General features: G+C 32.4%; 10 protein-coding genes. 3 read left to right on the forward strand and 7 right to left on the reverse strand.

Annotated features, from left to right (window positions below; translation table 11 throughout):
- Window positions 1-186: 186 nt before the first annotated feature.
- Together K7H06_RS02350 and K7H06_RS02355 are read left to right on the forward strand one after the other, a co-directional pair.
- Window positions 187-1,929, forward strand: coding sequence for an ABC transporter ATP-binding protein/permease (locus K7H06_RS02350; RefSeq protein ID WP_223038381.1), 1,743 nt, complete (start codon window positions 187-189; stop codon window positions 1,927-1,929).
- Window positions 1,930-1,945: 16 nt separating this feature from the next.
- Window positions 1,946-3,598, forward strand: coding sequence for an amino acid ABC transporter ATP-binding/permease protein (locus K7H06_RS02355; RefSeq protein WP_223039911.1), 1,653 nt, complete (start codon window positions 1,946-1,948; stop codon window positions 3,596-3,598).
- A 127-nt stretch (window positions 3,599-3,725) separates the two neighbouring features.
- On the opposite strand, the gene K7H06_RS02360 is transcribed toward K7H06_RS02355, so the two are convergent.
- Window positions 3,726-4,688, reverse strand: coding sequence for a TIM barrel protein (locus tag K7H06_RS02360; RefSeq protein WP_223038382.1), 963 nt, complete (start codon window positions 4,686-4,688; stop codon window positions 3,726-3,728).
- A gap of 422 nt (window positions 4,689-5,110) precedes the next feature.
- Here K7H06_RS02360 and K7H06_RS02365 point away from each other — a divergent pair, with 422 nt between their 5' ends.
- Window positions 5,111-6,208: a serine hydrolase domain-containing protein gene (locus tag K7H06_RS02365; RefSeq protein WP_223038383.1), complete on the forward strand. Its 1,098-nt coding sequence runs from the start codon at window positions 5,111-5,113 to the stop codon at window positions 6,206-6,208.
- A 136-nt stretch (window positions 6,209-6,344) separates the two neighbouring features.
- On the opposite strand, the gene rfaD is transcribed toward K7H06_RS02365, so the two are convergent.
- The 6 genes from rfaD to K7H06_RS02395 are packed head-to-tail and all read right to left on the reverse strand — an operon-like array spanning window position 6,345 to window position 10,960.
- The gene (gene rfaD / locus K7H06_RS02370) at window positions 6,345-7,295 is read right to left on the reverse strand and encodes an ADP-glyceromanno-heptose 6-epimerase (RefSeq protein ID WP_223038384.1); all 951 of its coding nucleotides are present in this window, start codon (window positions 7,293-7,295) and stop codon (window positions 6,345-6,347) included.
- Entirely contained in the window at window positions 7,292-7,801 is a 510-nt protein-coding gene (locus K7H06_RS02375) for an adenylyltransferase/cytidyltransferase family protein (RefSeq protein WP_223038385.1), read from the reverse strand. The genes rfaD and K7H06_RS02375 overlap by 4 nt, the downstream gene beginning before the upstream one ends.
- A complete protein-coding gene (locus tag K7H06_RS02380; RefSeq protein ID WP_223038386.1) occupies window positions 7,767-8,783 on the reverse strand; it encodes a bifunctional heptose 7-phosphate kinase/heptose 1-phosphate adenyltransferase in 1,017 nt (338 codons plus the stop codon). The genes K7H06_RS02375 and K7H06_RS02380 overlap by 35 nt, the downstream gene beginning before the upstream one ends.
- On the reverse strand, window positions 8,783-9,313 hold the full coding sequence (locus K7H06_RS02385) for a D-glycero-alpha-D-manno-heptose-1,7-bisphosphate 7-phosphatase (protein WP_223038387.1): 531 nt from the start codon (window positions 9,311-9,313) through the stop codon (window positions 8,783-8,785). The genes K7H06_RS02380 and K7H06_RS02385 overlap by 1 nt, the downstream gene beginning before the upstream one ends.
- Window positions 9,310-9,879 carry a D-sedoheptulose-7-phosphate isomerase gene (locus K7H06_RS02390; RefSeq protein ID WP_223038388.1) on the reverse strand — a complete coding sequence of 190 codons (570 nt, stop codon included), beginning with the start codon at window positions 9,877-9,879 and terminating at the stop codon, window positions 9,310-9,312. The genes K7H06_RS02385 and K7H06_RS02390 overlap by 4 nt, the downstream gene beginning before the upstream one ends.
- Before the next feature lies 1 nt (window position 9,880).
- Window positions 9,881-10,960, reverse strand: coding sequence for a glycosyltransferase family 9 protein (locus tag K7H06_RS02395; protein WP_223038389.1), 1,080 nt, complete (start codon window positions 10,958-10,960; stop codon window positions 9,881-9,883).
- Window positions 10,961-11,287 lie beyond the last annotated feature (327 nt).

The following is an 11,287-nucleotide window of genomic DNA, read 5'->3' on the forward strand; positions in this document are numbered from 1 at the left end:
GTATTATGATTCTTCTCTACTTCGTGGAGGCATTGTTTCTGTTTGAAAAATACAAAGTTTAAACAGCACTTTCAAGGCGTTCGAAGAATTTATAATAAATCAAAATTTTGAGTGAGAAATCTATAAATAATAGGAGAAAATGAAGGGAAAGATCAAGGAAAGGGATTTGTAAGGGGGCGTGGGAGGATGATTAATAAAAGACTAATTGGTTTAGTACCAGCATGTAAAAAATGGATATTATTGACGGTGTTCATCCAGTGGATAGGTCTATTGGCCAATATTGTAGGGATATTTTTTATAGGAAATTATATAGAATATACATATAACCATGGGGTAGATGCAACAAAAAGTCTTGTAACTTTAGCTGTGTGTATAGGGGTGATGGGGGTTCGGTTTATAAGTAATTATTGGGCTGTAAAAACATCCAGTCTTTGTTCACAAGATGCACGCAAAAACATTAGAAATACCATTTATCAAAAGCTTTTAGATTTAGATATTCATTATAATAAAACCACTTCTACTTCTGAGGTGGTACAAGTAACAATAGATGGGGTGGAGCGATTAGAAATTTATTTTGGAAAGTATTTGCCTCAATTCTTTTATTGCTTATTAGCCCCTTTAACTTTATTTATTGTTTTAAGCTTTATTCATTTTAAATCGGCTTTGATTTTATTTTTATGTGTTCCATTAATTCCTATATCTATTGTATTCGTTATGAAGATTGCTAAAAGGTTATTGGCTGATTATTGGAAAACTTATGTAAATTTGGGAGATACTTTTTTAGAAAATTTAAGAGGGCTAGTAACTCTTAAAATATATGATCAAGATGAAGAACGGAATGAAAAAATGAATGTAGAAGCAGAAAGGTTTAGAAAAATTACCATGAAGGTTTTAGCTATGCAGCTTAATTCTATCAATGTAATGGATTTAATTGCTTTTGGAGGAAGTGCTATAGGGATCATACTCTCATTAAAAGCATTTTCTTTAGGGGAGATTAGTATAGCAGGGGCTTTGATGATTCTTTTATTATCTTCAGAAATTTTTATTCCTTTAAGGCTTTTAGGTTCTTTTTTTCATGTGACTATGGATGGTATGGCGGCAGCAGAAAAAATATTTAGAATCATTGATACACCTATTAAAGAACAGAAAATAAAAGAGGTAAAGGATTTTAATAAAATAGATATTGCCTTTGAAAAGGTGAATTTCTTTTATGAAAGAACACGAAAAATATTAGAAGATGTTGATTTAAATATAAAGATGGGTGAAACTACTGCGTTAGTAGGGCCTTCAGGATGTGGCAAGAGTACCATTGCCAATATACTTATGGGATTTTATAAAGATTATGAAGGAAAGATTTTATTAAAGGGTAAGGAATTAAGAGAAATTGATCCATTTACCCTTAGAAAAAAATTAAATATCGTCACAAGCAATAGCTATATATTCACAGGAACCTTTGAAGAAAATTTAAAGATGGGAAAATATGATGCTACAGAGGAAGAGATGATGGAAGTTTTGAAAAAGGTGAATTTATATGATTATGTTCTTTCTTTAAAAAATGGCTTACAAGAAGAAATCAAAGAAGGCGGATCCAATCTTTCTGGGGGGCAACGACAAAAATTAGCATTAGCAAGAGCTTTATTATATGATAGTGAAATATATATATTTGATGAAGCTACCTCTAGTGTTGATGTAGAAAGTGAAGATGATATCATGAAGGTCATCTACCAATTAGGAAAGACAAAAACAGTCTTGATTATTTCCCATAGACTTTACAATATAAAAAATGCAGATCAAATTTATGTTTTATCAAAAGGAAAAATTCAAGAAAAAGGAAATCATAAAGAGTTGATGAATCAATTTGGACTTTATGCAAGGATGGTGAAGGAGCAAAATGAATTAGAAAGATTAGGGGGACGAGACTGTGCGTAGAAAAGGGATTGTCATCATGGGAAAACTCATAGGGCTCATCAAACCTTTAGTCCATATAATGGCAATAACTATTACCATGGGGGTATTGGGTTTTTTAGCGGCTATGTTTATTACTATTTATGGGGGTATAGGGATTGTAAAAGTTTTAGGATTTGAAGTGGGATTGTCCCTTACAAAGATATGTACGATTATGGTCTGTTTAGCAGTAGCTAGGGGATTTTTACGATATATAGAGCAGTTTTCAGGACATTTTATTGCTTTTAAATTATTAGCTATTTTAAGGGATGAGGTATTTAAAAAATTAAGGGCTTTATCTCCTGCAAAGCTTGCTCAGGAAGAAAAGGGGAATCTCATCTCTATTATTATGAGCGATATAGAGCTACTAGAAGTTTTTTATGCCCATACTATTGCACCGATTATGATTGCTGTGATTACATCTATGATCATGATTCTTTATATCGGAAGAATTCATATAAGTTTAGGATTGGTTGCAGCTTTGGGGTATTTTAGCATAGGATTTTTGATTCCTCATTATTCTTCTCGATTAGGAAAAAATGCAGGGGTTGATTATAGAAACTCCTTTGGGAAGATGAATAGCTTTATGTTAGATTCTTTAAAGGGAATGAAAGAAATCGTTTTATTCAATTTAGGAAGTAAAAGACTTTTGAGGATGGAGGAAAAAGGAAAAGTCTTAAATGATACATTAAAGGGAATTAAAAAGCATGAAGGGGTTACGAGAGCCATTACAGATATGGTATTGTTTACATTTATAGGAATCATGTTGTTTACAGGAGCATATCTTTATCATAAAAATTTAATAGACTTTGAAGGTTTTGTTATTGCAACTATTGCTATGATGAGTTCCTTTGGACCCGTGGTTGCACTGAGTAATCTATCGAATAATCTATTACTTACCTTAGCGGCAGGAGATCGTGTTTTAAACCTTTTAGAAGAAAATCCTATGGTAGAAGAAGTGAAGAATGAAAAGGATATGACCTTTGGAGAAATAAAGGGAGAAAATATAAGCTTTGCTTATGAAGAGGATGATTTTATTTTAGAGGATGTAAATATTACGATTTCTAAGGGAAAGATTATAGGGATATTAGGAGAAAGTGGTTGTGGAAAAAGTACATTATTAAGATTGTTCATGAGATTTTGGGATACGACAAAGGGATGTATTAAAATAAATGAAGAAGATATCAAAAAGATCAATACAAAGTCATTAAGAAAAAAACAAGGATTTGTGACCCAGGATACTTTTTTATTCAATGAAAGCATAAAGAATAATATTAGGATAGGAAAAAAAGATGCCACATTAGAAGAAATAAAAGAAGCAGCTAAAAAAGCATCTATTCATGACTTTATAGAAGGGCTTCCTAAGGGGTATGATACAAATGTAGGAGAGCTTGGAGAAAATATGTCTGGTGGAGAAAAGCAAAGATTAGGAATGGCAAGGGCTTTTTTACAGGATGGAGAGATGATTTTTCTTGATGAACCTACGAGTAATTTAGATAGCTTAAATGAAAAAGCTATTATCAAAACCCTTAAAAATCAATGTAAAGATAAAACGGTTGTATTGGTTTCTCATAGAATATCTACTATAGGAATTGCTGATGAAGTGTATTTGATGGAGAGTAAGAAGATGTGCAACGGAAAGGAAGCTGTATAGATATGATTATAAGAATAATAACCTAAATCATTATGATTTAGGTTATTATTTTTTAAATGAGTTAGAAATTTGGTTTTAAAGGGGTTGATGATGATTAAGTATGAAATATTTTACCAAAGAATGAATATTACCGAAGGGCTTTCATTTGTGCCTGAATATATTTTTCTAATTCTGAAGAAGAACTAGCGATCAACTCATGGATAAGATACTTAGGATTTATTAGTTCAATCAGTTTTTTTACCTTAGGGCTTGTAAAAGGCTTGTGATTATCAATGTTGAAAACATGCATAAAAACTTCATGACTAATAGGGGAAAAGACAAAATCTTTATCTTGATTTTTACTCATTTGTTCTAAGACATATTTTCCTGATAAGGAACAATGAAGATGGACTCCTTTTATCAAACTTTTTAATTCACCTAGATTGTTCACCGTATTGATAATATAGTCAATTCCTTGGTTTTCACTTTCAAGGGATGTATTTGTATTCATCAGATGACCTGTATCAAGCATGATACCTTTATTCGGGTAATTTACTTGATTGAATAGTCGAATAACTAAGTCTTTGTTAAGTTTTCTTAAACCAGGCCACCATAAATTTTCAAATAAAAGGGTTACATCTGTATGAAGATCTTTAAATATTTCATTGATGAGTGTTGCAGTTCCATCAATGACTTCTTCATCAGAGTAGGTAAATTGATAATTATAAGTATGTTCTACCTGTACATGGGATACATGAAAGACTACATATTGTACGCCTATTTTATTCGCTATCTCAATTTCTTTTCTATAATGTTCAATGAAATCGTCTCTATTACCCCCATAATATTTTTTTACAAGATCCATATCTTTAAATTGTTCTAAAAGGGCAGATTGATTATTATTCCAAAAATCTAGCCAAGTAGGATAATTTTTTAAATGTGCGCCTTTTATGTTTTTTTTAGGAATGATTTCTTCTTTCCATCCTAAAGCGTTTAAAAGTTCAATTCCATCTATATGATTTTTTTCTAAAAAATGAAGGATATTTTGGCGATTGTTATTAAATCTTTGAAGATCATAATGATATGTAGATAAATTTACAAGATTTAACAATATCATACAGCTCCTTTTACATCTTTGATAAGATGTGTATTTCTGATGAACATAATAAGTGACTAATATCAAATTAAAGTTTGGGAGATCTATTGATGTAAATTTATCTTCTTATAAGAATACAACTTCTATAAGTGGGAGGTTAAATCGATTCAGGTAGGGTAGAATGCCTCTTTGAATCCTTTATGTTCAACTTTGCTGAACGAGTTCACTTAAGTGAGATAGAATCCCTTATTTGAATTTGTCAGGTTTATTAATGGTAAACGATTGTACTTGTTAATTCCAATAATTATATATTATACCAAATATTATATACGAAGATGAATAATGATACAATGACATATGAATCATTTGAAATTTACAGTATCTTCAATAAATGTTACAATATTCATAAATTGACCAATCTATAGGGGGTAAGACATATGAATAAGCTAAAAAAGAAATTACCAGTAATTATTTTAGTATGTATTTTGGGTATCCTTATTTTTCAATTTTATGGAAGTAAAGAAAAACGAATGGATTTACTTTTTAGGCAATTTAATAAAACGGAAAATGTACCATCAGCAAGTGTGATGGTTATAAAAGATGGAGACATCGTATTCAAAAAAAGCTATGGACTAGCAGATATAAAAGGAAATATACCTGCTAGTGAATATACCAATTATAGACTAGGATGTATGACAAAGGCCTTTACAACCATGAGTGTTATGATGCTAAAAGAAAAAGGTCTTTTGAGTTATGAAACAACACTTAAAGAGGTATTTCCTGATTTTTCTGATTATGGAAAGGAAATTACTATTAAAAATTTATTAGAGCATCAATCAGGACTTATAGATTATTATGATCTTATTCCCAAGAATCAAAAGGAACAATTGAAGGATGAAGATGTATTAAATCTATATAAGGAGAAAAACAGACTTAGATGTGAACCAGGAACTGAATTTGGATGTTGTGATGCAGAATATTCTCTCCTTGCAATGGTAGTTGAAAAAGTTTCAGGAGTGGGGTTTGCAAAGTTTTTAGAGGAAAATATATTTAAACCATTAGAAATGAATGATACAGTAGCCTATGAAAAAGGCATATCTACCATAAAAAATAGAGCCTATGGGGTAACAAAGATAGATGGAGAATATGTTGAATGTGATCAAAGTATTACAAGTGCTGTTCTTGGAGATGGAGGAATATATACATCCTTGATGGATTATTATAAATGGGATCAAGCATTATATACAGACAAATTGGTAAGTTATGATACATTAAAGGAAATCTTTGATGGCGGTTCAGGAACTGGTTATGGTGATTTGATGGGGTATGGCTGGTTTCATTATTATAGCCATGGGAGAAAGGTGATGGGGTATTATGGAGGATCTTGTGGGTTTGGAAGTGGCGTTATACGGATTCCATCTGAAAAATTGACTGCTGTAGTTCTTAGCAATTACAATACGCCAGATGATTATATAGATATGTATTCAAAATATATGAAACAGATTGCAGATATTTATAGTAAACCTGTGAATTAATAAAAAGCTATCAAAGGGAATAAATCCCTATTGATAGCTTTTATCTTTTATATTACATTATTTTTAAAAGATTAAAGGATGTAATACTAGTATATTAGAGTTGTCTAACCAAGACTACGTATTTACTTTGAGCTTTTTACTTTAATGATCTTAGATAATGAACATACTCTGATATGCCTTGTTTGAGGTCTGTAAATTTACGTGAATATCCGATTGTTTTTAATTTGTTCATATCAGCTTTTGTGTAGTATTGATACTTATCTTCTAATCCTTCAGGCATATCTATATATTCCATTTGAATAGGAGCTGGATAAGCTGAAAAAATAGCTTGAATTAGTTCATTAAATGTATGTGTCTGACCAGAACCTACATTGTATATACCAGATGGAAAAGATGCTTTGTGATAAAAGAAAAGAACAATATTAGCAATATCTTTCACATATATGAAGTCCCGTTGTTGTTCCCCATGTTGATAATTTATACGATTAGACTTAAACAACCTAACTTTTCCTTCTTGTTGAATTTGATGGTAGGCATGAAAAGCCATACTTGCCATAGGTCCTTTATGGGATTCACCTGGACCATAAACGTTGAAAAATCTTAGACCAGCCCAATATGGAGGGGTAGTCTTTTGTTTTGCAATCCACCGATCAAATAGTAGTTTTGAATAGGCATATGGATTGAGTGGTGTCACCTTATTGAGGTTTATATTTTCTGTGAATCCAAAGGAGCCATCGCCATAAATAGAAGCACTACTTGCATAGATAAATTTAATCTTCTTCTCAGCGCAATATTTCCACAGATTTTTACTGAAATCATAATTATCTTTAAGCATTTGCTTTGCGTCAGATTCCATAGTATTTGTACAAGCACCCATATGAATAACAACTTGAATATTTTCTTCTTTTATTTTTTTAAATAAGCTATCTTTATCTATATAGTCGGCTATATTTTTATTGGCAATATTTTTCCATTTATTAGTAGAATCTAGTTGGTCGGCAACTAGAATATCACATATACCTTCTTTATTAAATGCTTCTATAATGTTTGAACCAATGAATCCGCTTCCACCAGTAATTAGGATCATTTTCTCATCTCCTTTTGACACAATAAAATTCTGTGAATTTTTTCAATGATGCTAGTTGTTGAAATATCTGGTATAAAAGGTGCAGTCTGAATTTTTCCACCATATTTTAAAACTTCCATTCCTTCTGGTGTATTTCGGAGATTATAATCTGCGCTTTTTACATAGATATTTGGTTGGAGTTTTTTTACAACTTCAAGAGCATTATCTTCACTAAATAAAATGACATAATCAACTACTTTGAGTTCGCTAAGAAGTTCCATTCGCATTTTTTCTGGTATGATAGGGCGTGAGTTACCCTTTAAGCGACGTACAGATAAGTCATTATTGACTGCAACAACTAAAATATCTCCTTGGGATTTAGCGAATTTCAGACTGGCAATGTGTCCCACGTGTAAAAGGTCATAACATCCGTTTGTCAATACAATTGTTTTTCCTCGTTTTTTTAGTTGATCTAGTTTTTTGTGTGCTTGATTAAGAGATAAAATAGTTGGGGTGTGTGTTTTCAATGAATTCCACTCTCCTATACAATTCTTTTAGTAAAATCGCTTTTGTTCCTTGGGATTCAATAACAACGGATGCAGCCAAATTTGCTAAACGCATGGAATCAATCCAACTCAGTCCATTTACTAGAGATTGCATAATAACTGCAAATGCTGTATCTCCTGCTCCAGTTACATCATGAACACTTGTTGCAACTGTAGGAACATGTATGCCATTAGTACCATCAAAGTGATACATCCCTTCTGCACCTAATGTGACAAGCACCGTTTTAGCCTGACTAATTTTTAAAAAATTTTGGCAAGCCAATGGCAATGTATTACTTAAATTGATCTTTATGTTGACGGTCTTCTCTAACTCTAATAGATTAGGCTTTATGAAATCAAATCCTGAAAAAATACTTAGAGCAGTTCCACTTTTTTTTGTATCAACGCCGCATAATAATGGCATTTTAATAATTTTTTTGAAGAGAGCAATGAAAGGATGATTCTTTTTTTCATAAGATATTAAACCTTTGTTATAGTCGGAAACAAGTACACCATCTACTTGATTGTTTTGTAAATATTGTACGATATATGCGAACATTTTATTGATAAGTGGATCTTCTACCTGGTGTGAATCTTCGTAATCAACACGTAACAACGTCTGTTGTATTGTAGCAAATCGTACTTTGTTTGTTGTGGGTCTTTTGTTACTATATAGAATACCTTTAGTTCCTACACCATGTCGATTAAGGGAATCTTTTAACCATTGTCCAATTTCATCATTACCAATTAAGCCAACTAATTCCACATGGTTTCCAAGGCTGGCTAGATTCATGGCTACATTTGCGGCACCACCAGGGACACGTATTCGCTTTGTAAAATCTAATATTGGAATCGGTGCTTCGGGGCTAAGTCGAGAGACTGTTCCCATATCATACTCATCAACCATTAAATCGCCTATAACAATGAATGTTTTTGCATTTAGTTTTTTGTTGAAAGTGTTCATCACATATCCCCCTGATCAATAAGTTTTGTCCATTCTAGTAAAGAATCTACTATTAGAACGGGAATGGTATTCATAGAAATAGTATGCTCCTTGGAAAGGAGAACTGGCGGAACACCAGCCCTTATTGCAGCCTGTACATCTGTCCATTTATCCCCCACAAAGTAGGAGTGTTTAGGATCAATTCCATGATCTTTTAAGGCTTGTAATATTAGTGCAGGTTTAGGCTTTCTACAGTCACATCTATCATCTGGGCTATGAGGACAATAATAAATCCCTGACAATTCGATGCCATGTGCTTTTAATAAACTTTGCAAATGCGCATTAACAAGATCTACGTCTTTTTTTGTAAAATATCCACGACCAATTCCTGACTGATTAGAAATAATAATTAATTCAAAATCTAATTTTTTTAGTGTGACTAATGCTTCAATGATTCCAGGAAGAAGCTCCACTTGACTAGGCTTATGAACATACCCATAATCTACAATGATGGTGCCATCCCGGTCTAAAAATACAGCTTTTTTAGTCATTGCTGTTCACCATCCACATATTGACAAAGGATATGGATAATAGCTAAATGCATTTCCTGAATCTCAGGTGTAGAATAGGAAGGAACAACAATGGGAAAATTACATAGTTTTTTTAATGCACCACCATCTCTTCCTAAGAGCCCTATTGTTTTTATTCCGTAAGTTTTTGCAATAGATGCAGCTTTTAACAAATTCTTTGAATTTCCAGAAGTGGAAAGGAGAAATAATAATTTTGCTGAATCTTTAAAGGCTGTAACTTGACGTGCGAATATTTCATTATAGCCATAATCATTGCCAAGGGCTGTGAGTGTCACTGAATCAGCGGGTAGAGCAAGGGCTGGTAAGCCATTTCGTTCAACTAAAAATCTTCCCACAATCTCACCAGCCATATGCTGTGCTTGAGCAGCACTTCCCCCATTACCACAAATTAGCACCATAGACCCTCCATATACTGCAGATTTTAACAATTGGCCAACTTGGTGAATTTGCAATAATATTTCATCAGCTTTGGTCAGTTGATTAAAGAGGTCTATTCGATTCATTAGTAGAGATTTTAGCTTTTCCATTTTACGCATCACCTTTTTTTAACATTTTAGATACTTCAGTAGCAACACTTTTCCAATCAGGAAGATTTAAACAAGTTTTGTTACCCTTTAAACATTTTACTTGAGGCCAAAGTTCACTCCATAAACAAGTCGGGCACAGTTTATTAGTGACCACATGAGTATCTGGGTAAGCAAAGTTAATAGCTGATGTAGGACCGAAGATGACTACTGATGGTGTTCCTACTGCTTTAGCAAGATTAGAAAGTCCTCCCTCAATACCAACATAACCTTTAGATAATTTCAGATAACCAGCTGCTTGCCGAGGTGTAGTTTTACCTCTTAAATCCATTACTGTTGAATGGATTAGTGGATCTTTTCTAAGGCCTAGTTGAACAGGAATAATTTTTTTCAAATGAAGCCACTTAATCAGTTCGTCCCACTCTTCGGATGTCCATCTTTTTAACCCACCTTCTATACTTCCTGGGCTATTACTTACCACAACATAATCTCCTGAAACCTTTTTTATCATTAAATCTGGTGCGATAAACACATCGTTACAATTAGCATAATGATCAAGTCCAAGGGAATATAGCATAAGATCACACACATGTTGATTAAGCTTATATGCATATAGTCCAGATTGAGGAAAATGATCATAGAACCAAGAATTTGCGTAATAACAATCAGTATTTTTCCAGGTACCATAGGCACGACTAATGTAGCGAACATCAAATACATTTTCTACAAGGTCTATTAAACTCTTGACCACTACTTGATGATGCATATTGCCACAATTTATGGCTAAATCGATATATGGATGTTCATCAAATATGGAAATTGAGTGGTTAATAACAGCAACCACAGGACGAAGTGGATACTTGATTTTTAGTGCTTTTGCTACAGGTGTTAACTGAACAAAATCACCCAAACCACCTGTTTTAATTAAAATATTTGTGGTGTAAGGAAATTTATGAGCAATGAGTTTGTTTTTTATATTTTTTCTAAATTCCTTTGATATGGATATATGTGGCCAAAGGTTAGCGTATTCTGTAGAATTAGAGATACTATTGCTAGCTAAATCCTTTGATGCATGAAGTTTCATATAATCGCTCCTCACAAAAAGTACTCTATTACATAATTAGTATATTTTTCTGGAAAATATTTTGTTACTCTTTAAGTCTTGTAGTATAGGAACGTATAGAAATGTTATGGAGAATTCAATATGTAAATCAAAAAAAGTGAAAAGAAAGGATCTATCCATGATTTTTTAGAAAGTATTTCTACATTTACACATCTGTTCTTTTGAAATTCTATAAATTATAGATAAAATTGAATTGTGTGTAAATTTTATTAAAGAACTCTATAATACTAACAAAAAGCTATCAAAGGGAATAAATCCCTATTGATAGCTTTTTTAGGGGGGCTTGTA

This window comes from Crassaminicella profunda, from assembly GCF_019884785.1.
In the GTDB taxonomy this organism is placed as follows: Bacteria; Bacillota; Clostridia; order Peptostreptococcales; family Thermotaleaceae; genus Crassaminicella; species Crassaminicella profunda.

Bases quoted from the DNA above. Each gene is read 5' to 3' on its own strand.
- K7H06_RS02350 (WP_223038381.1), top strand. From the start codon at position 187: ATGATTAATAAAAGACTAATTGGTTTAGTACCAGCATGTAAAAAATGG.
- K7H06_RS02355 (WP_223039911.1), top strand. From the start codon at position 1,946: ATGGGAAAACTCATAGGGCTCATCAAACCTTTAGTCCATATAATGGCA.
- K7H06_RS02365 (WP_223038383.1), top strand. From the start codon at position 5,111: ATGAATAAGCTAAAAAAGAAATTACCAGTAATTATTTTAGTATGTATT.
- rfaD (WP_223038384.1), bottom strand. From the start codon at position 7,295: ATGATCCTAATTACTGGTGGAAGCGGATTCATTGGTTCAAACATTATA.
- K7H06_RS02380 (WP_223038386.1), bottom strand. From the start codon at position 8,783: ATGAACACTTTCAACAAAAAACTAAATGCAAAAACATTCATTGTTATA.
- K7H06_RS02385 (WP_223038387.1), bottom strand. From the start codon at position 9,313: ATGACTAAAAAAGCTGTATTTTTAGACCGGGATGGCACCATCATTGTA.
- K7H06_RS02390 (WP_223038388.1), bottom strand. From the start codon at position 9,879: ATGGAAAAGCTAAAATCTCTACTAATGAATCGAATAGACCTCTTTAAT.
- K7H06_RS02395 (WP_223038389.1), bottom strand. From the start codon at position 10,960: ATGAAACTTCATGCATCAAAGGATTTAGCTAGCAATAGTATCTCTAAT.